Origin of the sequence: Cohnella endophytica, assembly GCF_003628305.1 — a bacterium.
In the GTDB taxonomy this organism is placed as follows: Bacteria; Bacillota; Bacilli; order Paenibacillales; family Paenibacillaceae; genus Cohnella; species Cohnella endophytica.
Genome location: NZ_RBZM01000004.1, coordinates 282,577 through 303,327, shown reverse-complemented (window position 1 = coordinate 303,327; position 20,751 = coordinate 282,577). Strand labels below are relative to the sequence as shown.

Genomic DNA, 20,751 nt, shown 5'->3' with positions numbered 1-20,751 from the left:
GCGACTCTTTTTTAGTATATGTACTTGTCCGCGCGCCTAAACCGTCCCATGCAAAAAAAGCGCTCCTCTCCCCGGATTTGGGGAAGCGGAGCACTCTGTTCGACTCTCGTATTAGCTTACATGCCGTTGGCGTGGATCGGCGCCGGCATCGGTTCCTCGAAGAACAAATCGTCAAGCGAGCTTAACGTACCGTCCTCTTCCACTTGATACACCGACATTTTCTCGCCGTTTACCGTTAATTCGATAAAACAGCTCCAACAATAAAACTGATGGGAACCGATTTTCCCAATATCTTTGGAACTACAGTTCGGGCATCTCATCATCCGTCTTCACCTGTCACTTTCCACGTATGGTCTCTCGTAAGTATTCGCTCGTAAGAAGCTGGCACCAGGATAGCATCCTCGCCCAAAATAATATTCTCGGGCGCTTCCGGCAGAAACAATCTCCGCCTTCCCTCGAATACGTCCGCGAGAAAACCGTCTGACAACTCGTAACCTATTATTTGTGTACCCTTAGTCGGCTTCATGTAAACATCTGACACTTGGCCTAAATGTTGTCCTTCGATCGTGTAGACCGGCATATCTTTCAACCGGACGACACCGGTATGGAACGTTCGCAGCAGTTGATTCCCGTTAACTTTCTCGACGTTCGTACGGTCGCGAATCAACAGGGCGTCTTCGCCGCAGTGAACGATGTTTTCCCAGTAAACGATCTTGGGCATTGCGCGAAAGCCGGATCTGGCTTCCTTGTCTAACACGACGCCGATCAAACTCCAAAACTCGTCGAACCATAAATCTTTGACTTTGCCCAAGCACTTCCCGTTCTGGAGCAGCACCGTCAATCCGATAATCCGTTGCGCTTGGATCATACCCGGGCTCCCTAACCGTTTTCGGCGCTTGTTATCTATTACGCAAGCGAGCCGAAATGGTTGCAGTTATTTTCGCCGTTTTCTCGGCTTGTTCCCTAGTATTGCCCAATCCGAAGCTAAAACGTACGGCCGATGACACTCTTTCTGCAGAAATATTCATGGCCGACAGAACGTGAGACGGTTTTAACGAGCCTGAGTTGCACGCCGAGCCCCCGGATACGGCCACTCCCGCCAAGTCGAGATTCATCAGCATGCTTGCCGAAGATATGCCGACAAAACTAATATTGACGATGTGCGGGAGCCGATCATCGGGATGACCGTTAACGGCGAAGCTTTGCTCGCCTAACTGCTCGCTTAACTCCTTGAGCAACGTCGAGCGAACGTTCTCCGCATGCTCCCTGCGCTCATCCCTTTGAATGGATGCGAGTTCCGCTGCTTTGGCGAATGCGACGATTCCCGCTACGTTCTCCGTACTGGCTCTGCGACTCCGCTCCTGAGATCCGCCGTATAACAACGGTTGGAACGGAGAGCCTTTCCGGATATACAACAACCCTACACCTTGAGGTCCGTTGATCTTGTGCGCGGATAGACTGAGCAGATCGACCGGCCATTCCCTCAAGTCAATATCGATATAACCGAAAGCTTGAACCGCGTCCACGTGCATTAAGGCTTTATGTTTGCGAGCCCATTCGCCGATTTCGGCGATCGGCTGTAGCGTTCCCGTTTCATTGTTGCCTGCCATGATGCTGACGACCGCGGTCGCCTCGTTAATGGCGGCTTTCGCATCCTCGACGGATACGCGACCGTATTCGTCTACCGGCAAGATCTTCAAGGAAAAGCCTTGAGTCTCCAGTTCGCGGCACGCGTTTAAGACGGCGTGATGCTCGATCGCCGTCGTCACGATGCCGTTCTTTCCTCGTTTCTTCTGCGCGTAAGCCGCGCCGAACAATGCGGAATTGTCGCTTTCCGTTCCGCTTCCCGTAAAAACAAGTTCCGAAGCGTCGCAATTTAGAATGCCGGCCAGCGCGTCCCTGGCTTTGGACACTTTTTCTCGGGCCGCGCGCCCTTGAGCGTGCAAGCTCGAAGGATTGCCCGCGCCTTCGCCGATTACTTCCACGTAAGCCTGAAGCACATCCGTATGCATAGCGGTCGTCGCCGCGTGATCGAAATAAATCAAGTCCTTCATGACTTGCACCTTCTAAATATAAAACATATAGTTGTCCAGCTTCTCGTGGCCTTTGTACGTAATCAGATCGTACAGCGTGGTTGAATCGAGCACGTCCGCGATACTGTCGCGAATTCTCAACCAGAGATCGCGCTTAGCCGGATCGTCTTCTTCCGTGAAATCGACGGGGCTGATCGGTCCTTCGAGAATGCGAATGACGTCGCCCGCGGAAATCGTTTCCGGATCTTTGGACAAAATATAACCGCCGTAAGCTCCCCTGACGCTTTTTACGAGGCCAGCGTTGCGAAGCGGCGCGATTAATTGTTCGAGGTAATGCTCGGAAAGACCGTTCTTTTCCGCGATGCTCTTAAGCGAAATCGGTCCTTCGCCGAATTTGGCCGCAAGTTCCATCATGATCGTTAAGCCGTAGCGGCCTTTTGTTGAAATTTTCAAAACTACACCTGCTTTCATGCCTTTAGCATAGAATAAGTTGCTTTATGCCTTATTCATACTGTAAAAAGTGGGGTATCCCCATATTAAATCTATGTTATCACAACTATTCCTTTTTTGCTCAAAAAAAACGCGAGATATTCACGAAACACAGTCCCGCAGTGAGAAAATCGGACGAATATGCTAAAATAAATCAAGTGACTGAGCTTCACCAGTAAGGAGAGATGAACTATGAACGGTAACGAGCCTATTTTGCCGGATTTCGGGGACCGCTTTCCGGACCCGTCCAAGGTTCGCGTCGTCGTCGGCATGTCCGGCGGAGTCGATTCCTCGGTAACGGCGCTGCTGTTAAAAAGACAAGGCTTCGACGTGATCGGCGTATTCATGAAAAATTGGGACGATACGGACGAATTCGGCGTTTGCACGGCGGAAGAAGACGCCGAGGACGTGCGCCGGGTTTGCAACCAGATCGGAATCCCTTATTATACGGTTAATTTCGAAGAGGAGTATCGCGACAAAGTATTCGAGTACTTCCTAGAAGAATATCGCCGCGGTCGGACGCCGAATCCCGACGTTATGTGCAACCGCGAGATCAAATTCGGGGAGTTTCTGCAGAAGGCGCTCGAGCTGGGCGCCGAAGCGATCGCTACCGGTCATTACGCTCGCGTCGAGCGGATCGACGGCCGCTACGAATTACAACGCGGCGTCGACAATAACAAGGACCAATCTTACTTCCTGCATGCGTTAAACCAATCTCAACTGGCTCGCGCCATGTTCCCGATCGGCCACCTGAACAAGCCGGACGTTCGTCGCATCGCCGACGAAGCCGGTTTGGCTACGGCCAAGAAAAAGGACAGCACCGGCGTCTGCTTCATCGGCGAGCGTAATTTCAAGGAATTCCTTAGCCAGTACTTGCCGGCCAAACCGGGCAACATGGTCGATCTCGTCTCCGGCGAAGTAAAAGGACGGCATGACGGACTTATGTACTACACGCTCGGTCAACGCCAAGGTCTAGGCATCGGCGGTTCGGGCAATGGCGAACCTTGGTTCGTGGCAAGCAAAGATTTGGAAACTAACACTTTGTTTGTCGTTCAAGGCGATGCGCATTCCAGTCTCTATTCCGTCGGTTTGACCGCCACTGGCGTCAATTGGATCGATCCTCGTGAGCCCGACGCTCCCTTGCGTTGCACGGCTAAGTTTCGCTATCGCCAACCGGATCAAGGGGTAACGTTAACGCCTCAGGGCAACGGATCGTACCTCGTGGAATTCGACATTCCGCAGAAAGCGATCACTCCCGGCCAAGCCGTCGTCTTCTACGACGGAGCAACCTGCCTCGGGGGCGGCACCATCGATAAAGTCCACATGCTTGAACCTTCCGTGACATCGTCGGGCGTTTCATCTTAAACCCGTTCGAAATCAGTCGCGCCGAGTACTTTCTAGCGAATCTTGCTACGGTACTCGGCGTTTTTTATCGCGTTCCTTCTCTATGCATCGGACTCCCGTTTAATAAACCTAAATTCATCAAGTGAAAAGTTTCCCTGAACAAACTACACATAGGTGACTTCATGGTATATATCCGTTGCTTTCCATCCCCTCTTTTTCATATTCCTCATTGATCTCAACTTCTTCGGTGATCACTTCTTCTACACTGAACTCATCATTTTCTCGCGCCTGCCCGTCTAATTCCCAACAAAAAATTCCCTGAACAAACTACAGATACCATCACTTTTGCACTGTGTCTGAAATAATAAGCTCTTTTCTATTTCGTGCCCTCGATGAGGAAATGGATTCCAATGTGTGTAGTTTGTTCAGGAGTGGAAAAACATGTTCCCATAGCTAAAAACGGGAGGAAAAACAGAAATTTTTGCTTGATACGGGAACATTTGTTCGGTATGATATTAATATAGAACAAATGTTCGTTTTTTAGAAAGGGAGCGGTATCCTTGGCAATCCTATCGATTCGAAAGTTCATGAAACGGTTTCCGGATGAACAAGCCTGCCGAGACTACATATTCAACGTTCGTTGGCCACGAGGATTTATTTGCACGAAGTGCGGGGAAAGCAAGTGCAGTTTTATAAAAACGAGGAACTTATACGAGTGTTGTTATTGCCGAACCCAAATCTCGCTGACTGCCAATACGGTCATGCACCGCACGAAACTTCCTCTCCGTTACTGGATGTTAACCTTCTACTGGTTGGCTTCGGGAGAAAGGATTTCGGCACGGAAGGTCGCCAAGACGCTCCGATTGAATTACCGTACCGCGCTTCGTTTGCTTCATCGCGTCCGGGACGCCATGTATTTAGATTCGTTCGCTACATCCTTTCAATTTTGGACTAAGGATCAAACCGACAAGTCCCCGGCAATCGTCAAGGAGCTTAAACTCCTCCTACTGAGCAGAGCCGATAAGTTCATTCGCGAACACTATAAATCCTCTTCCGAGCAATGCAGATACCGTTATTACTCCGAATACAGGTTTCGGGACAACTATGGCCACAGCCCGGCCGAGGCGATCGAGAAGTTGATCATTAGGGGCGCAAAGACCATATATACCTGGAACGAGTACGGGCGATTGAAAGGCGGACCGGCCATTGCGTGAACGAATTCCAAATTTATGCCCTTCCATAAAACAAAAAGAGGCCTTGCGGCCCCTCTTAATTATAATTAGCCTAAACGATTCATCTCGTCGTCGCTAATCTCGAAGTTATGATAGACGTCTTGAACGTCGTCGTTATCATCGAATGCTTCCATCATTCTCAGAAGTTTATCGGCATTCTCCCCTTCGGAAGCGACCGTGTTCTGGGCAAGCCAACGCACGCCTGCCGTCTCGAACGAATATCCGGCGGCATCGAGCTTGTTTTTCACCGTTTCGAATTCTTCCGGAGCGGTCAGAATTTCGAAGCTATCTTCTCCGATGACAACATCCTCAGCGCCTGCATCCAGCGCTTCCATCATGAATCCGTCTTCGTCGATCTCTTCGTCCTCGTCACGCGCTACGACAAGTAATCCCTTTTGGTCGAACATATAAGAGACGCAGCCGGACTCGCCTAGATTGCCCCCACGCTTGCCGAAGATCGAACGTACGTCCGCGGCGGTACGATTGCGATTGTCGGTCAAGCACTTAACCATGATCGCGACCCCACCCGGGCCATAACCTTCGTAGAGAACTTCTTCGTAGTCCACGCTATCGGTTCCGCCCGATGCTTTCTTAATCGCCCGTTCGATATTATCGGCAGGCATCTGAATCGCGCGAGCGCTGGCAATGGCCGATTTCAAACCGGAGTTTGCTTCCGGATTAGTCCCGCCTTTACGAGCTTGTACATATATTTCGCGAGCAAGCTTTACGAATCGATTGTTTTTAGCTTGATCGGCTTTGCCTTTGCGACCGGCAAAAAGCTTGAATTTTGGCATAACCCTTAACCCCCGAGACACATTAGTATCAATAAAACCCAGAAATAGTGTACCATTTCGCCAACGAGAAGGTCAAAGGGATCGACAATAAAACCCCTGGCGCTTGGCCAGGGGCTTTATTGCTAGTTCGTGATATGATAATAAGTCGGCGCGGGGCGCGACTTACAGTTTAACCACGTTAGAAGCTTGAGGGCCACGGTTTCCTTGCGTGATTTCGAATTCAACGGCTTGGCCTTCTTCCAAGGTTTTGAAACCGTCGCCTTGGATTGCAGAGAAGTGAACGAATACATCGTTACCGTCATCGATAGAAATAAATCCATAACCTTTTTCTGCGTTAAACCACTTAACTGTTCCTCTCAAATGAACAACCTCCTAAAATCTCGCCGTCAGTCGGCGAATACGATAATTATAACCGAAATTACCCTTTTCTGCAAGATAATCAGATCGGCCATTATGCCATTTTCACCATGCGTAGCAAGGGACTCCGCACCGGAGTGAAGGGCAAAGCAGATGGTAAATATTCGGCTTGGGCTACATCGCTAAGAGCTTTAATAATATCAGAAATGTAAGGGTTATTCTCCCATTTCAAGGATATCAAAGGGTATATCCTCAACTCTCCGCCCGGTCGTAATACGCGAATGAGCTCGGCAATCGCGTCCAGATGGAATTGCTGACCGAATGAATCCGCGTAAAGGAATAAGAAGTGACTGCAGGTCACGAGTTCGAAAGTATCGTTCGCAAAAGGCAGCTTAGGCAAAGAATCCGAATAATAACGTTTCCTTCCTTCTTCGTCGCGGAAATGCTCGGCGAACCGTTCGAGCGACTTCTCGCGAATGGCACGGTGCTGCTCGGGGGATCCATAAAAGCTCCAATCGTAAATGTCGGCATTCGCCGCGATTTTCGCCGAAGACACCTCGATCTCCTGCCTCGCGGCCGCAATTACGTCTTCCGTCGATCCGTCGTAGAACGGATCCGCGGCGAACGCGGGAATACCCTGGGCGTTCAGTTCCGCGGTAAAGCACGAAGCTCCCCCCGCGACGTCCAGCACCGGACCTCGAACACCGTCTAACCCGGGTAGCCGGAACATTGCGCAATACTCTTCGTAAGAGCGGCAGGTAGATGCGACCCCTACTTGCGGGTACGCGGTTAATGCGGTTTTTCGTTCCATACTCTCGTCTCCTCTCGTCTCGTCAAAACTCTTCTCGTCTCGGCTCGTCTAATCGTCTGAATTCCGTTTCAATTGTCCGGAATTCTATGTAGAATCGCATAAGAGCGCCTCACTGTCAACCTAATTTTCCCAGCTCCACATTGATTTCTCAGCCCATCTCTTCTATGATGAGAAAAACGGCATCCAAGCCCAAGATCAGGAGACTAACATGTTCGCTAAACATACCGTCTATAAGCACGATAACTACAATATGCTGACAGTAGAAGTCCAAGGCAAAACGCTCGTCGTTCGCGAAATATCGGAACAATGGGGAGAGACTTGCCACAAGTTCCTAAGCAGACCGGAATTGATGGATTGGGCGTCAAAAAGATTTATCCCCGAGGACTTCCCGAACGGCGAAGAAGGTCTTCGCCAAACGATGGAGAAGCTTAAAAGCATCTAATACATCCTATGGGGAAGGAAGTACCTTATCATGAACAATGAAGCGAATATCATTTTTATTATCGCATCCTTCGGATTGGCGGTTGTTCTTATCCTCTCACGGGAAAGAATTCCGGAGACTTTGCGCCGACCGATGGCCATCACGTCGATTTTACTCGTATTGTTTGCATTTTTCCTTATCGTCTATAGCTTCTTCCGCATCGGAACTTAGAGATGCGAGCGAAATGCAGATAAAACTTACTGGCAAGGACATACTACTCCGGTAACTCATTCCGTTTCCGGAGGCGCTTTATGAAGCTGTATTCTTTGCCGCTGACCGCCTCGTTGGCGGTCCTTTCCGTTCTATGCTCCTCGGCAGTTGACCGAATAGGTTCCGTAACCCCGAGTTACGTTGCCGAGAAAACAGGCATCGCCCATGATAATCCATTCAGGAGGTTGAGCTCACCGATGAGTCAAGTAGCCAAAAGAAGCGAAGTCCCTCAAGAACACCGTTGGAAATTGGAAGATTTGTATCCCAACCAGGCTGCATGGGATGCCGAATTCAATCGCGTCAAAGGTTTGACCGGCGAAATCGCCGCTTATCAAGGGAAGCTTAAGGACGCCGCCTCGATCGCGCGCTGCTTCGCTCTGGATGACGATGTTTCGTTGCTGACCGAGCGCCTTTACGTGTACGCGAACATGCGTCACCATGAGGACACCGCGGAGCCGACCTATCAGGCGCTGTCCGAGAAATCCAAAAAAATCAGCGTCGAAGTCGGAGAGGCAACCTCCTTTATCACGCCGGAAATTCTTAGCCTTTCCGAGCAACAATTAACCGACCTCATCGCGGATCCTTCCCTTGCTAAATACAAACGCACGTTGGAAGAAATGCTTCGCCAGAAGCCGCACATTTTGTCCAAAAACGAGGAATCCCTCCTTGCTCAAGTGGGCAATATCTCGCAAGCCCCGGGAACGATATTCGGAATGCTGAATAACGCCGATCTGAAATTCCCGAAAGTGAAAAACGAAAAAGGCGAAGAAGTCGAACTCACGCACGGACGGTACATTCAGTTTTTGGAAAGCAAAAAACAAGAGGTTCGACGGGATGCCTTCAAAGCCATGTACGATACGTACGGCAAAATGAAAAATACGTTGGCTTCCACTTTAAGCGCTAACGTAACGAAAAACCTGTTCTATGCCAAAGCGCGCCATTACCCTTCCGCGCTTGAAATGTCTTTGTTCGGAGATAACATTCCGCAATCCGTCTATGATAACCTGATCGGCACGATTCATGAATTCCTGCCGCTCATGCATCGCTATATGGAACTCCGCAAAAAGCTGCTTAAGCTCGACGAACTCCATATGTACGACTTATTCGCCCCGCTTGTCGAAGAATTCGATATGGATATCACTTACGAACAAGCGAAAGCGAAAGTATACGAGAGCTTAGCCCCTCTAGGAGACGACTATCGCAAAGTGCTGCAAGAAGGCTTCAGTGACGGCTGGATCGATATCTACGAGAACGAAGGCAAACGCAGCGGCGCTTATAGCTGGGGGGCATTCGGCACGCATCCATACGTGCTCCTGAACCATAACGACAACTTAAATAGCATGTTCACGTTGACTCACGAGATGGGCCATGCGCTGCATTCGTACTACTCCGACTCGAACAACGAGTATCGCGATGCCCAATATACGATTTTCTTGGCTGAAGTCGCCTCCACGCTGAACGAGGCATTGCTCATGAACCACTTGCTCGAGCATTCGACGGATCCCAAAGAAAAAATGTACCTGCTTACTTATTACGCCGATCAGTTCCGTACGACCGTATTCCGCCAAACGATGTTCGCGGAATTCGAGAAAATCATCCACGAAAGAGCGGAGCAAGGCGAAGCCTTAACGCCGCAGGAATTCAGTTCCATCTATTACGACCTTAACGTCAAATACTATGGCAAAGGTATGGTCGTGGATAAAGATATCGAGATGGAATGGGCGCGCATCCCCCACTTCTATAACAGCTTCTACGTATTCAAATACGCAACGGGCTTCTCCGCGGCTACGAGCTTCGCGAAACAGATTCTGGACGAAGGCCAACCCGCGGTCGACCGTTATCTGGGCTTCCTGAAGAGCGGAGGCAAAGATTACTCCATCAATATTTTGAAAAAAGCGGGTGTCGACATGTCCTCCCCCGAACCGATTCGCCAAGCGATGAGCGTGTTCGAAGGATTAATCGACGAGATGGAACAATTGACGAAATAATGAGCAACGTTTCTTCGCCAACGCCAAGTTTAGTAAACCGATAAAAAGCAGGGAGAAGGAGCTCAGCGCTCCTCCTCCCTGCTTTATTATTTGTTAAACATTCTTAATCGCTCGCCATGCTTCTACCCGATCTTCAAGCCCCCGATAGTCCCTGGTCGGTATAGGACTCGTCGACGGCATTCGGAGTACCTTGCGGCTCAAAATCTCGGGATGTGCTCCAAAATGCTTCAGCAGCTCCGAATGCGACTTCGTTCCGTTGCACGCGATGACTCGGATATCCGGAAACCGACGCAGCAGACCCGGCACGTCGTTCGGAATCGCCTTCTTAATGTCGCTATCGAGACTGCCTGGCCTTTCGCAGCTCGCGATGACGTCCCACAGGGCGATTCCATGACTTAGCGCGAAAGCGAGCCGATCCTCATACTCGGCGTCCACTTCTTTTCCGTTACCGTATAGAGCATATACGATACGCCATAAATAGTTGCGCGGATTGCCGTAATATTGGTACGCCTTCAGCGACGCCACGCCAGGCATGCTTCCCATGACCAAAATCCGGGATGCCGAATCGACTAGCGGCGGAAACGACTGCACGTCCACGTTAAAGCTCCCTTCTCCTTCACAACCTCTTAACCTTCCTCAGGCAAATATTAACCTTTAACGCTGCCTGCCGTAATGCCTTCGATGATCTGTTTCTGCAAAAATGCATACAAGATCAATACCGGCAATACGCTGAATACGATCCCGGTGCTGACCAGAGCGTAATTCATCTGATAAGCGTCGCGGAAACCGACCATACCCGTCGGCAACGTCCGGAGCGCGTCCTTGCTGATGAAGAAGTTCGCGAGCAAGTATTCGTTCCAGTTGCCGAGGAAATTGATAATAAACACGGTGACGAGAGCCGGCAACGTCAACGGAAGCACGATGCGGGCGAATAAGCCGACCGCGCTTAACCCGTCGATGATCGCCGCTTCTTCCAGTTCGTTCGGAAGCGACTTCATGAACGCGGAAATCAGAAGCACGCTGAACGGCAACGCTCCTGCCGTGTATGGCCAGAATAATGCCCAGTGGGTTCCGATAATATGCAAATCGCTTACGAGAAAGTATTGAGCGATAAACAATCCGTTAGCCGGAATCAGCATGCTGAATAGGATCGTTTGGTACACGATTTTACTGGAATTGCGGAATTTCATCCTAGTCAGGGCAAAAGAAGTTCCAGCGGCGATGAGCACTCCAATGACCGCCGAGGAAACGCCGATGTACGCGCTATTGACAAAATACTTGTCGATTTTCGCTTGCGTCCACGCTTTGGCGTAGTTCTCGAAATAAAGCGATTTCGGCAAAGCGAACGGGGCTTGAGAGATTTCGACGTTGCTTTCTTTCAGGGAAGAGAAAACGACGAACACGAAAGGAAAGAGAATGATGACCACGTATGCCATCAGAACGATATGCGGCAATGATTTTCTGAGCGTTCTTGGCATCAATATTCAATCCTTTCCGTCCTGCCGAAGGTAAGCTGGTAGATGGCGGTCAATACAAGCGCGAACGCGAAAATAATAATCGCGAGCGACATGCCATAACCGTATTCGCCGTACTTGATCGCTTTATTGACCATGATGGAGCCCATGACTTCCGTCGTGCCCGCCGGTCCGCCGTTCGTCATGACGAGCACGACGTCGACGACTCTCATCGCACCGGCGATCGAAAGCATCACGACTACCGAGATGATCGGCTTGATCAAAGGAAGCGTTAAGTACCAAGCCCGCTGGGGAGCCGTCGCGCCGTCGATGGCCGCTGCTTCGTCGATATCCCTCGGAATCGCGAGAATCGCAGCCAGAATCAATATAATATAGAAGCCGACCCACTGCCACGCGTTCGTGATCAGAATCGCTTTCATCGCCCACTTCGACTCGGCCAACCAATAGATCGGTTCTACGCCGAAGAACTTAAGGAACGCAGCGATCGGTCCAATGTCCGGATCATAGATAAAGCCCCACAAAATCCCGATTACGGACGTGGAAAGGATAGACGGAATGAAAACCGTCGTTTTGTAAAAGCCTTGGAATTTCTTTACGTTGCTAATGAGCAAAGCAAAAACGATAATCACGGGAACCTGCAGGATTACGGAAAAGAGCAAGAAAGACATGTTGTTCCAGATCGCTACATGAAATTGATCGTCGCTGAACGCTTTGGTGAAATTATCGAATCCGATAAACTTGGCGGGATTCAATCCGTCCCAGTCCGTAAACGCATAGAACACGGAAGAAAACATCGGATAGAGGAAAAATAGCCCGTAAAGGATGACCGTCGGCAAAACGAACATGAGATATACAGCGGGATTTTTTAGCGTATTTTTCATGGTTTCTCCCCCACTTACGGCTAAGGAGGTCCAGCCACTGGCTGGCAGACCTCCTCGCCAAACTACACAAACGATTACTTCTTCGCGTTCTCGGAGTCTTGTACCTTTTGGATCGCATCGCCGACTTGTTGGGCCGTAGCTTTGTTAGCGATCAGTTTTTGCAATTGCAATTCGGTCTCGGAGTTAACCGCTTTTTGTACGACGGAGTCGAAGTGCACGAATGATGAACTCGCTTTGCTCATCGTTTCCATGACTTGTTTAACCAGCGGATCCGTTACGTTAGCCAACGCCTCGTCGGACAATTTCATCGAAGGAAGCACGCCGTCTTCGAGCAAGCCGCGAAGTTGCATTTCGTCGTTGTACAGGTTTTTGATGAATGCCGTTACGGCTTTCAGTTCGTTGTCGTTCAAGTCGGAAGAGAAGCCGTATCCGTTGCCGTAGTTGGCGTTGATTGACGTTTGGTCGCCTTTGTAATCGGGGATCGCCGGCAACGCGATGAAACCTACTTTACCTTCCAGGTTAGCGGCTACCGCACCCGCTTTGAAAGCGGACGAACGCCAGCTTCCGTCGAAGATCATCGCAGCTTTGCCGGCCGCGAATTCATTCAGCATGTCGTCGTAAGTTTTACCTAGTTCGCCTTTTGTGAAGTAGCCTTTTTTGACCCAGTCTCCATATGTCGCGTAGGCGGCCACGAACTCGGGGGAGTTCCATTTCAGCGTACCGTCGGTCAAGCCGTTCGGATAGTTAGCCGCAACGTTGCGACCGATAAGCGTATTCACGAGCATGTTCGGTACCCAACCCGCTTGGGAGCCCGTCGCGAACGGCGTGATGCCTTTCGCTTTGAGCGAGTCCGCCGCTTTGATCAGATCGTCCCAAGTCGTCGGTGCGTTCAGGCCGTTAGCCGAGAAGATTTCGGTATTATAGAATACGCCTTCCATGTTACCGCCGATCGGCAAACCGTAAATCTTGCCGTCGAGCGTGAATTGGCTGAATACGTTCAGGAACTTGTCTTTAATGCCCAATTCGTCAAGGATCGGGGTCAGGTCGAGCAGCCTTCCGGCTTTCGCGTACTTCAGCGCGTCGGCGTTGCCGCCGAACATATCGAATATTTTGGGCGGATTGCCTGCGGCCATCTCGGCAGGCAATTTCGTGAATCGGTTTACCGCGTCTTCGATACCGTCAAGCTCGAATTTCAGGCCGGGAATTTCGCCTTCCGTTTTCTTGACGACGTCGTCAAGAATCGCTTTGCGAAACTTCTGCGGTTCGCCGATTTGAATATGGCGCAGAGAAACCGTGAATGGCTCGATATTCGACGATTCGCCCGGGGATTCCGAACCCGTTGCGCTTGACGATTCGTTTGGAGACGCTTCAGGGGATGAAGCATTGTTGTTTTTACCGCAGGCGGCCAAAACTGTCGACATTGCGACTAGCAGGGTTAGAGCAACCTTTAAATTCTTTTTCATTCGGTAGACCTCCCAAAGATATATATTTGTTTGCTTACACCCTAATTGTAAGAGCAAACCCTATCGAAGTAAGGGAGTCATTCACCTAACGAAGGGATAAGATCATCTTTCTCCCATTACGGTATTTTCCCCCTCATTCGCGAGTAATCGCCCCGCAATTGGCAGTAAAGTAAATTTCCGTCCGGCCAAAATTCCATTTGCAAAAACTAATGTGATTAGTTATTATAATAATATAGTTAGCAATCAGGAGGCGATGAGGTTAATGAAAAAATTAACGTTCGGCAAGGTTACGCAATTGATCTTCATGCCAAAGCTTTTCCCGATGAATTGTTATTTGGTAGATGAAGAGGATGGCATTACCTTAGTCGACGCTTGCATGCCCTTCGTAGCGAAAGCCATTGAGACGGCGATTCAAGCGACGGGCAAACCCTTGACCCGGATTCTCCTCACTCATGCCCATGCAGATCATATCGGCGCGGTGTCGTATCTTAAAGAGAAATATCCCGACGTCAAAATCGGAATTTCGCGCAGGGACAGCGCTCTTTTGAAGGGCGAGCTTCACCTCCTCCCCAACGAAGCTCAAACTCCGATCAAAGGAGGCGTTCCGAAAAAGCAGCCTTTCGCTCCCGACTTCGTCTTCGACGATAACGAGCGAATCGGATCGCTTACGGCAATCGCGACTCCAGGACATACGCCGGGACACTTCGCCTTCTTAGAATCCGAGAACGGCAATCTCATCGTTGGAGACGCCTTTCAGTCCAAGGGAGGCTTTGCGATATCCGGCACGATGAAATGGAAGTTCCCTTTCCCCGCCATGGCCACGTGGCATGCCCGGACGGCAATCGCTAGCGCCGAAAAAATCGCCGCCCTGAACCCCTCCGTTCTCTTGGTCGGACATGGACCCGCGATCGTTCGGCCTGCCGAAGCCATTCAGCGCGCTTTGAACGAAGCCCGGCAATACGCGGATCGGAAGAAAAACGGATGAGAGCGGGAATCAAACCGGAAACCGTTATTGCCGCCGCAGGAGATATCGCGGACCGCGAAGGTTGGGACCAGGTTACGCTCGCGAACGTGGCCGGTAATCTCGGCATAAGAACCCCTTCCTTATACAATCACGTAGACGGTCTTCAGGACTTGCGCCAGAAGCTCGCGATTCACGCCTCGGGTTTGCTTCTCGCGCGATTGACGGATGCGGCCGTCGGACGGACGGGAGAACAAGCATTCATCGCGCTAGGCATCGTATACGTTGAATTCGTCAGCGAACATCCTGGCTTGTACGACGCGATCAATCGACTTCCCCTGCCGGGACCGGTCGAATTCGAGCACAACGCCGAACAAATCCTCAAATTATTTATTCGTCTCATGGAGCCTCTCGGCCTGCCTGAATCTGAATTCGTCCATGCGATTCGAGGCCTGAGAAGCATGGTTCACGGCTTCGCTTCTTTGAAATCAATGGGCGGGTTTCAAATGCAGGAAGAACTCTACGAGAGCGTAACGAAGTCGATTACGTATTATATCCAAGGCTTGAGCGTTCTCTTCCTTAAATAACGTTATCTTAATCGCCGAAAATAGCAGGATTCGACATAATTCTCGGCGAATTAGGGATAGGGAAAGTTTAAGGAGTGAACGCATGATGTACAAACAAGAGCTGACGCCAGAAGATCTATTAAAGATCATCTTCGAATATACGGCCAAAATCGCCAATGAACGACAATTGAACGCGGTGCTCGTGCATATGGCGGACATGGGACGAGAGCTGATTTTGTCCGATCGTTGCACGGTTTGGTTAATCGACGAAACGAATCATGAAATCTATACGACCGTTGCCCACGGAGTCGATGAAATTCGCATTCCCTTCGGCACCGGTCTCGTCGGGAACGCCATATCCGCCGGAGAACCGATTATTATAGAAGATGCCTACTCCGACCCCAGACACAATGCGGACAATGATCGCAGAACCGGCTACCATACGAAATCGATCATCACAGTTCCTTTCCGCAATAACGACGGAGAGATTATCGGCGCCTACCAAGCGATTAACAAACTGACGGAGGTCGACTATTTTACTTCCCGGGATTTGGAGCTGTTGTCCCTAGCCGCTTCATACGCAGGCAAATCGTTGGAATCCGTCATGCTACACCAAGAGATTATCGACACCCAGCGCGAGATCATTTTCACGATGGGGGAAATCGGCGAGATTCGCTCCAAGGAGACGGGTAACCACGTCAAGCGGGTAGCCGAATATAGTTACGTGCTCGCTCTCGGACTCGGACTGAGCGTCAGTCAGGCCGAGCTGCTCCGCACGGCTTCCCCGATGCACGACATCGGTAAAGTCGCCATCCCCGATGCGGTGCTGAACAAGCCGGGGAAGCTGACGGAAGAAGAATACGATCTGATTAAAGACCATACGAAGATCGGGCACCAATTGCTTAAAGGGTCGAAAAGAGAGCTCTTGCGCACCGCTTCGATCGTCGCCGAGCAGCACCATGAGAAATGGGACGGAAGCGGCTATCCCGCCGGCAGGAAAGGCGAAGACATCCATATTTTCGGCCGCATAACCGCCGTCGCCGACGTATTCGATGCCTTAAGCGCCGAGCGGGTGTATAAAGAGGCTTGGCCGCTCGAGAAAATCGAAAAGTTGTTCCGCGAGGAACGCGGACGGCATTTCGATCCGCGCGTGGTCGATGTCTTCTTCGCCGAGTTGCCTAAGCTGCTGCAAATTCGCAAGCGCTTGGCCGATGAAGAATAAGCAAAGGAGCTATCCAAGCCATTTCCGGCGGATAGCTCCTTTTGTCGATATTAGCCTTGCAGCTTAACGGTCAAGCTTCCGAGGTCGCTCTCGTTCCACCAGACTTCTACGCGGTCTCCTTCGCTCAGAGCTCCGACGCCCGCCGGAGTGCCCGTGAACAAGAGATCGCCGGCGCCAAGACCGTACGCGCCGCCGACGTGGTCGACGATCTTCTGCAGATCGAATACCATGTCGTTCGCGTTCCCTCTCTGAACCTCCAGCCCGTTAATTGTTAATCCGAAGTCGTGATCCGCCATCGCGGCGACGCTCCGGAACTCGAGCCAGCGTCCTAGCGTCGCGGAATTTCGAAATCCTTTGGCGGCCAGCCACGGGTGACCCTTTGCCTTTAACCGATCTTGGACATCCCGAAGCGTAAGGTCCAAGCCAACGGTAAACGACGAGAACAGATCATCGCAGCTCATCCCGGCTTCATAGGTGTTCCCTACCGCGAAGACGAGCTCCGCCTCGTAATGCACGCTTCCTTGCGAGCTAGGAACGAGGAGATCGTTTCCGTTCATCTCGACGGCGGAATGCGACGGCTTCGTGAAAATCATCGGGCTCGTCGGCACTTCGTTGCCGAGCTCCGCGGCATGCAATCGATAATTACGCCCTACGCAATAGATATTACGTATGGCGTCTAACGCTAGAGAATGTCGGGCATTGATGCTCATGCTGTCACTTCTCCTCTTGAACGGCCGCTAACCAACGGTCCGGATAGTTCGTGCATAATTGAAAGGCTTCCGGTCTTCTCGATAACCTGCGCAGATCGCCCGCGGTGTTCACCGTCCAAGCCATGACGTCGACGGATGCCCGGGCTGCCTGCTCCATCAAAGAATCGTTCAGATGCTGAAAGCCGATCGAAAGAAACGAAGCTCCGAGTTCGGTTACCCGGTCGATTAATCCCGGAGGACAGTCGTCGATGATCAAACCGGTTCTGATCGATGAAGAGTGACGACGCACCGCTCTTAAAATCTCTGGATTAAACGACGTAATGATGATGTCGTTTTCCAAACGATGGGAGCGTATAATTTCGACGGTCCGTTGGGCAAGTTGCCCCGGGTCCGCGTCGTCCCCTTTTAACTCTACGTTTAACCGACATTTCCCGGCTACGAGTTCGAGAACCTGATCAAGCGCAGGTACTCCTTCACCCGCAAAAGACTGATCGAACCAGCTCCCCGCATCCATCCGGCTTAACTGCTCCGCCGAGAAATCCCGAACGCGGCCGTCTCCGTTGGTCGTACGTTTCAAGGTGCTATCGTGAATAACGACCGGGATGTCGTCTTTGGATAGATGTACGTCCAACTCGATTCCCGTCACGCCCGGTTGATCCAACGCCAGTCTGAACGAGGCGAGCGTATTTTCCGGCGCGCGCCCGGAGAACCCCCGGTGAGCGACGCATGGATGGAGTTGCATCCTCTTCGTCTCGTCCTTAACGCTCACTCCTTTGGATGGAAAACGAAAAGGCAGGTTGGCTAAGCCCCTGACCCAAAGTTTAATTTGTAGCCACAATCGTGCCATCCTCCTTTACGGTTGCGCCATAAGACACGGTCGACAAGCGAGCCAGCAATGCTTTGCCCGCGCTCTCCTCCATAGGGGCCGGCTGAGAGTTTGTGGCAAACATCGGCTCGAAATTTAACGAACAGCTTCCGTTCTTGCCGCAGGAAGCGTGAAGCACGCCGGTTTCCGACGTTATGGAAGACGTCGTCGTCGAGAAGACGAAGTTGCCGAGGCTATATGCGATCCACTTACCCTTATACGCTTCGAAGCCCTGCAAGACGTGCGGGTGGCTTCCGATTACCAGATCCGCTCCGGCGTCGACGAACCGATGAGCCAAATCCGTCTGATGCGCCACCGGACGCTCGGCTCTTTCCACGCCCCAATGGACCATCACGACGACGATATCGGCATTGCTCTTCGCTTCTTTGATCGCAGCGACCGCGCGATCAGGCGCGTAAGCCTCGGCTACGCCGGGGTGATTGCGATCCGCCTTCCAACCCACTTCCGGCACGACTCTCGTCACGCTGACGAAGCCGACCGTCATTCCTTTGCTTTCTATGTATGCCGGGGTATAAGCTTCTTTATCGTCGATGCCCGAACCCGCGTGCTTCAGTCCCGCGTCGTCCAACGCGTCCATCGTGTCGCTTAAGCCATCCCATCCGTAATCCAGCGTATGATTGTTAGCGAGAGATAAGAAATCGAATCCCGCATTTTTGATTTCGGGAATCGCTTCGGCGCTGCCGCGAAAAACGTATTGCTTATCTTCCGCCGGCGTTCCCCGAACCGTAATCGGAGTTTCCAAGTTACCCGCGGTTATGTCCGCTTTTGCCAGAGCTTCTTTGGCTCCACGGAACGGGTAATCGAAACCGTTGATCTTCATGAGCTCCAACACTTTAGCCGCGGGCAGAATGTCGCCCACGAAGGAGAACGATAATGAGTCGCCTTCCGATCCTTGGGTTTGTCCCGTAGGATCGTCGGTCGCGTTCGCGTTTGCTTCTTCCGAAGGATCCGGCTGCCGAGTTTCCGCAGTCACTGGATCGCTTTCCGACGATGCCGTATGTTGAGACTTAGGATTGCCGGAATCGGCATCATTGTTGCTAGCCACCCATAGGAGAACTCCTGCAATCACGATGCAACTCAATAAAATGCCAATTAAAACGAGCAAAAATCTTGTCCGGCTGCGACGCTTGGACTTCTGCTGATTATGCGTGCGCGATCGCGAATAAGTCATCGATTGTACCGCCCTTCCGTCTGCCTCTTGCCCGTTATTATACAACAAGGAGACAAAAAAGACGATTTTCTGCCGCTCTAAAGCGCGGTTACTCTCGCATATTCGCCGATCGTTACCGGAAGCTTAGCCGATAATGGCAATTCTCCGGAGAGCACTCCCGCCACGGCGGTCATCATCGCGGGTTTGTTCTCGTAAACGCAAAGGTAAACAGGGGCTTCCGGAGCCACCAATAGGTCGTATGGCGTTCTCATGGCTACCCATACGAAGGCATAATTATCGTTTGCCGATAATTCGCGAATAAGCGCCGTTTGCCCGGCGGAGAATCCCGCGTCGTAGGAAGCGAAAATGACCGTACGGCTGCCTTCGATCGCGTTGCGGACATCAGCTGCTTCCTCCGCCGTCGGATCGAGTCCGATCCGGACTTCCGCGATATCGTAACCCGCTTGCGTAAGCGCCGCGCCAAGCGTCCACTCTTGCTTGATCACTTCGATGACTTCCGTCCCTACCCTTGCTTCCACCCACACGACGACCGTATTGCCGTCCTTCGACAAAGGAAGCCGATCGCCGCCTTTAACGACCGTTACGGAAGCTTCGCATAGCAGACGTTGCACTTCTTCCGCCCGAGCCGCATCCGTAGCCGGTGCCGCATCCGCGAACAGGCCCCGATTATGCTTGAGCTCCCAAATTCTTCGCGCCGCTTCATCGATGCGGGCTTCGGCGATTTCCCCCGTCATGACCGCTTCCATGACGGCTTCGAGAGCGGCCGTCTGACGGACGATGCGATGGCTGACCAAGATCAGGTCCGCTCCCGCTTTAATCGCCTCGACCGCTCCGCGGGCTACTCCGATCGTCTCCGCGATCGCGTTCATTTCCAAGCAGTCCGTCACGATGACGCCATCGAAACCTAGCTGATCGCGCAATAAGCCGGATAGAATGCGCCGAGATAACGTCGCGGGGATGCCGCCCGGCTCGAACGCCGGGAACACGACGTGCGCCGTCATGATCGCATCCACCTTCTGTTCGATCGCTTGGCGGAACGGAAGCAATTCGACTTCGTTTAAACGCTCGACCCCGTGCGGAACGGAAGGCAGCTCGTGATGGGAATCGGCCGCCGTGTCGCCATGTCCCGGAAAATGCTTCGCCACGGCAACGATGCCGCCATCGCGATATCCGTTAATCGCCGCCGTTCCCAGCGCGGCGACATGGTTCGGGTCTTCCCCGTAAGAGCGGACTCCAATGACCGGATTCAACGGATTATTGTTTACGTCAAGACAAGGCGCGAAGTTCATGTTAATTCCGATCGCGCGCAACTCGGCTCCCGACAGCTTCGCGGCTTCGCCTGTAAGCTCCGCTCTGTCTGCCGCGCCTTGCGCCATCGCTCCCGGCATAACCGTCACGCCTTCTTCCAGACGAACGACCATTCCGCCCTCCTGATCGATCGCGATGAACAGCGGATCCGCAGCCGCGGCTTGCAGCTTGCTCGACAATTCCGCGACCTGCGCCGCGTCTCGTACGTTTCTGCGGAAGTAAATTACCCCGCCGAGCCCGTATTCCGCGATCAAGCTCAAGATATCGTCCGTCGGCTCCAGACCGTCGAATCCGCACATGAAGAGCTGACCGATCTTTTCCTTCAAATCGAGTTGATCAAATGTCCTGTTCGCAGCCATTTTGTTCATC

The 20,751-nt window shown here is 51.8% G+C and carries 23 protein-coding genes; 8 read left to right on the top strand and 15 right to left on the bottom strand.

The window, feature by feature from the left end; all coding sequences use genetic code 11:
* Positions 1 to 116: 116 nt before the first annotated feature.
* Genes D7Z26_RS07905 through cymR form a run of 4 tightly spaced genes read right to left on the bottom strand, consistent with a single transcriptional unit; the run spans position 117 to position 2,486 of the window.
* Positions 117 to 323 (bottom strand): hypothetical protein, encoded by a 207-nt coding sequence (locus tag D7Z26_RS07905; RefSeq protein ID WP_120975609.1) that lies wholly within the window; start codon positions 321 to 323, stop codon positions 117 to 119.
* The gene (locus tag D7Z26_RS07900; protein ID WP_120975607.1) at positions 320 to 868 is read right to left on the bottom strand and encodes a PRC-barrel domain-containing protein; all 549 of its coding nucleotides are present in this window, start codon (positions 866 to 868) and stop codon (positions 320 to 322) included. The genes D7Z26_RS07905 and D7Z26_RS07900 overlap by 4 nt, the downstream gene beginning before the upstream one ends.
* 31 nt (positions 869 to 899) lie before the next feature.
* Positions 900 to 2,054, bottom strand: a complete 1,155-nt coding sequence (locus tag D7Z26_RS07895) for a cysteine desulfurase family protein (protein WP_120975605.1) — start codon at positions 2,052 to 2,054, stop codon at positions 900 to 902.
* Positions 2,055 to 2,066: 12 nt separating this feature from the next.
* Positions 2,067 to 2,486, bottom strand: a complete 420-nt coding sequence (cymR, locus tag D7Z26_RS07890) for a cysteine metabolism transcriptional regulator CymR (protein ID WP_120975604.1) — start codon at positions 2,484 to 2,486, stop codon at positions 2,067 to 2,069.
* Positions 2,487 to 2,714: 228 nt separating this feature from the next.
* On the opposite strand from cymR, the gene mnmA reads away from it, so the two are divergent.
* Both mnmA and D7Z26_RS07875 read left to right on the top strand, forming a co-directional pair.
* Positions 2,715 to 3,887 (top strand): tRNA 2-thiouridine(34) synthase MnmA, encoded by a 1,173-nt coding sequence (mnmA, locus tag D7Z26_RS07885; RefSeq protein WP_120975602.1) that lies wholly within the window; start codon positions 2,715 to 2,717, stop codon positions 3,885 to 3,887.
* A gap of 539 nt (positions 3,888 to 4,426) precedes the next feature.
* The gene (locus tag D7Z26_RS07875; protein ID WP_147423838.1) at positions 4,427 to 5,080 is read left to right on the top strand and encodes a transposase; all 654 of its coding nucleotides are present in this window, start codon (positions 4,427 to 4,429) and stop codon (positions 5,078 to 5,080) included.
* Between the two features lie 65 nt (positions 5,081 to 5,145).
* Here the strand turns inward: D7Z26_RS07875 and D7Z26_RS07870 are convergent, their stop codons facing one another.
* From D7Z26_RS07870 to D7Z26_RS07860, 3 genes are all read right to left on the bottom strand, one after another.
* Positions 5,146 to 5,892 (bottom strand): YebC/PmpR family DNA-binding transcriptional regulator, encoded by a 747-nt coding sequence (locus D7Z26_RS07870; protein ID WP_120975595.1) that lies wholly within the window; start codon positions 5,890 to 5,892, stop codon positions 5,146 to 5,148.
* A 162-nt stretch (positions 5,893 to 6,054) separates the two neighbouring features.
* Positions 6,055 to 6,252, bottom strand: coding sequence for a cold shock domain-containing protein (locus D7Z26_RS07865; protein WP_120975593.1), 198 nt, complete (start codon positions 6,250 to 6,252; stop codon positions 6,055 to 6,057).
* Between the two features lie 91 nt (positions 6,253 to 6,343).
* Positions 6,344 to 7,060 (bottom strand): class I SAM-dependent methyltransferase, encoded by a 717-nt coding sequence (locus D7Z26_RS07860; protein WP_120975591.1) that lies wholly within the window; start codon positions 7,058 to 7,060, stop codon positions 6,344 to 6,346.
* 208 nt (positions 7,061 to 7,268) lie between these two features.
* On the opposite strand from D7Z26_RS07860, the gene D7Z26_RS07855 reads away from it, so the two are divergent.
* The 3 genes from D7Z26_RS07855 (at position 7,269) to pepF (ending at position 9,739) form a co-directional block, all read left to right on the top strand.
* Positions 7,269 to 7,502, top strand: a complete 234-nt coding sequence (locus D7Z26_RS07855; protein WP_120975589.1) for a hypothetical protein — start codon at positions 7,269 to 7,271, stop codon at positions 7,500 to 7,502.
* Positions 7,503 to 7,532: 30 nt separating this feature from the next.
* Complete coding sequence (locus D7Z26_RS07850; RefSeq protein WP_120975587.1) at positions 7,533 to 7,712, top strand: hypothetical protein; 180 nt, start codon at positions 7,533 to 7,535, stop codon at positions 7,710 to 7,712.
* 236 nt (positions 7,713 to 7,948) lie between these two features.
* A complete protein-coding gene (gene pepF, locus D7Z26_RS07845; RefSeq protein WP_120975585.1) occupies positions 7,949 to 9,739 on the top strand; it encodes an oligoendopeptidase F in 1,791 nt (596 codons plus the stop codon).
* 93 nt (positions 9,740 to 9,832) lie between these two features.
* Here pepF and D7Z26_RS07840 read toward each other — a convergent pair whose 3' ends face one another.
* The 4 genes from D7Z26_RS07840 to D7Z26_RS07825 form a co-directional block, all read right to left on the bottom strand.
* Positions 9,833 to 10,336, bottom strand: coding sequence for a DNA-deoxyinosine glycosylase (locus D7Z26_RS07840; RefSeq protein ID WP_233566712.1), 504 nt, complete (start codon positions 10,334 to 10,336; stop codon positions 9,833 to 9,835).
* A 50-nt stretch (positions 10,337 to 10,386) separates the two neighbouring features.
* Entirely contained in the window at positions 10,387 to 11,217 is an 831-nt protein-coding gene (locus D7Z26_RS07835) for a carbohydrate ABC transporter permease (protein WP_120975583.1), read from the bottom strand.
* Positions 11,217 to 12,095, bottom strand: a complete 879-nt coding sequence (locus tag D7Z26_RS07830) for a carbohydrate ABC transporter permease (protein ID WP_120975581.1) — start codon at positions 12,093 to 12,095, stop codon at positions 11,217 to 11,219. The genes D7Z26_RS07835 and D7Z26_RS07830 overlap by 1 nt, the downstream gene beginning before the upstream one ends.
* 74 nt (positions 12,096 to 12,169) lie before the next feature.
* On the bottom strand, positions 12,170 to 13,558 hold the full coding sequence (locus tag D7Z26_RS07825) for an extracellular solute-binding protein (protein WP_120975578.1): 1,389 nt from the start codon (positions 13,556 to 13,558) through the stop codon (positions 12,170 to 12,172).
* Positions 13,559 to 13,811: 253 nt separating this feature from the next.
* Between D7Z26_RS07825 and D7Z26_RS07820 the strand changes: the two genes are divergently transcribed.
* The 3 genes from D7Z26_RS07820 to D7Z26_RS07810 all read left to right on the top strand — a co-directional run bounded on the left by D7Z26_RS07820 (position 13,812) and on the right by D7Z26_RS07810 (position 16,307).
* A complete protein-coding gene (locus D7Z26_RS07820) occupies positions 13,812 to 14,543 on the top strand; it encodes an MBL fold metallo-hydrolase (RefSeq protein WP_120975576.1) in 732 nt (243 codons plus the stop codon).
* Positions 14,540 to 15,106: a TetR/AcrR family transcriptional regulator gene (locus D7Z26_RS07815; protein ID WP_120975574.1), complete on the top strand. Its 567-nt coding sequence runs from the start codon at positions 14,540 to 14,542 to the stop codon at positions 15,104 to 15,106. The genes D7Z26_RS07820 and D7Z26_RS07815 overlap by 4 nt, the downstream gene beginning before the upstream one ends.
* 82 nt (positions 15,107 to 15,188) lie before the next feature.
* Positions 15,189 to 16,307 carry an HD domain-containing phosphohydrolase gene (locus D7Z26_RS07810; RefSeq protein WP_120975572.1) on the top strand — a complete coding sequence of 373 codons (1,119 nt, stop codon included), beginning with the start codon at positions 15,189 to 15,191 and terminating at the stop codon, positions 16,305 to 16,307.
* A gap of 50 nt (positions 16,308 to 16,357) precedes the next feature.
* On the opposite strand, the gene D7Z26_RS07805 is transcribed toward D7Z26_RS07810, so the two are convergent.
* From D7Z26_RS07805 to nagZ, 4 genes are all read right to left on the bottom strand, one after another.
* Positions 16,358 to 17,017: a fumarylacetoacetate hydrolase family protein gene (locus D7Z26_RS07805; RefSeq protein ID WP_120975570.1), complete on the bottom strand. Its 660-nt coding sequence runs from the start codon at positions 17,015 to 17,017 to the stop codon at positions 16,358 to 16,360.
* A 4-nt stretch (positions 17,018 to 17,021) separates the two neighbouring features.
* Complete coding sequence (locus tag D7Z26_RS07800; protein WP_233566711.1) at positions 17,022 to 17,855, bottom strand: glycerophosphodiester phosphodiesterase; 834 nt, start codon at positions 17,853 to 17,855, stop codon at positions 17,022 to 17,024.
* Positions 17,839 to 18,948, bottom strand: coding sequence for a CapA family protein (locus tag D7Z26_RS07795; RefSeq protein WP_233566710.1), 1,110 nt, complete (start codon positions 18,946 to 18,948; stop codon positions 17,839 to 17,841). The genes D7Z26_RS07800 and D7Z26_RS07795 overlap by 17 nt, the downstream gene beginning before the upstream one ends.
* Positions 18,949 to 19,151: 203 nt before the next feature.
* The gene (gene nagZ, locus D7Z26_RS07790; protein ID WP_120975565.1) at positions 19,152 to 20,741 is read right to left on the bottom strand and encodes a beta-N-acetylhexosaminidase; all 1,590 of its coding nucleotides are present in this window, start codon (positions 20,739 to 20,741) and stop codon (positions 19,152 to 19,154) included.
* Positions 20,742 to 20,751: the final 10 nt, after the last annotated feature.

Excerpts from the sequence above, each read along its gene's own strand:
- D7Z26_RS07905 (WP_120975609.1), bottom strand. The coding sequence starts at position 323 with ATGATGAGATGCCCGAACTGTAGTTCCAAAGATATTGGGAAAATCGGT.
- D7Z26_RS07900 (WP_120975607.1), bottom strand. The coding sequence starts at position 868 with ATGATCCAAGCGCAACGGATTATCGGATTGACGGTGCTGCTCCAGAAC.
- D7Z26_RS07895 (WP_120975605.1), bottom strand. The coding sequence starts at position 2,054 with ATGAAGGACTTGATTTATTTCGATCACGCGGCGACGACCGCTATGCAT.
- mnmA (WP_120975602.1), top strand. The coding sequence starts at position 2,715 with ATGAACGGTAACGAGCCTATTTTGCCGGATTTCGGGGACCGCTTTCCG.
- D7Z26_RS07870 (WP_120975595.1), bottom strand. The coding sequence starts at position 5,892 with ATGCCAAAATTCAAGCTTTTTGCCGGTCGCAAAGGCAAAGCCGATCAA.
- D7Z26_RS07860 (WP_120975591.1), bottom strand. The coding sequence starts at position 7,060 with ATGGAACGAAAAACCGCATTAACCGCGTACCCGCAAGTAGGGGTCGCA.
- D7Z26_RS07855 (WP_120975589.1), top strand. The coding sequence starts at position 7,269 with ATGTTCGCTAAACATACCGTCTATAAGCACGATAACTACAATATGCTG.
- D7Z26_RS07850 (WP_120975587.1), top strand. The coding sequence starts at position 7,533 with ATGAACAATGAAGCGAATATCATTTTTATTATCGCATCCTTCGGATTG.
- pepF (WP_120975585.1), top strand. The coding sequence starts at position 7,949 with ATGAGTCAAGTAGCCAAAAGAAGCGAAGTCCCTCAAGAACACCGTTGG.
- D7Z26_RS07835 (WP_120975583.1), bottom strand. The coding sequence starts at position 11,217 with ATGCCAAGAACGCTCAGAAAATCATTGCCGCATATCGTTCTGATGGCA.
- D7Z26_RS07830 (WP_120975581.1), bottom strand. The coding sequence starts at position 12,095 with ATGAAAAATACGCTAAAAAATCCCGCTGTATATCTCATGTTCGTTTTG.
- D7Z26_RS07825 (WP_120975578.1), bottom strand. The coding sequence starts at position 13,558 with ATGAAAAAGAATTTAAAGGTTGCTCTAACCCTGCTAGTCGCAATGTCG.
- D7Z26_RS07820 (WP_120975576.1), top strand. The coding sequence starts at position 13,812 with ATGAGGTTAATGAAAAAATTAACGTTCGGCAAGGTTACGCAATTGATC.
- D7Z26_RS07815 (WP_120975574.1), top strand. The coding sequence starts at position 14,540 with ATGAGAGCGGGAATCAAACCGGAAACCGTTATTGCCGCCGCAGGAGAT.
- D7Z26_RS07810 (WP_120975572.1), top strand. The coding sequence starts at position 15,189 with ATGATGTACAAACAAGAGCTGACGCCAGAAGATCTATTAAAGATCATC.
- D7Z26_RS07805 (WP_120975570.1), bottom strand. The coding sequence starts at position 17,017 with ATGAGCATCAATGCCCGACATTCTCTAGCGTTAGACGCCATACGTAAT.
- nagZ (WP_120975565.1), bottom strand. The coding sequence starts at position 20,741 with ATGGCTGCGAACAGGACATTTGATCAACTCGATTTGAAGGAAAAGATC.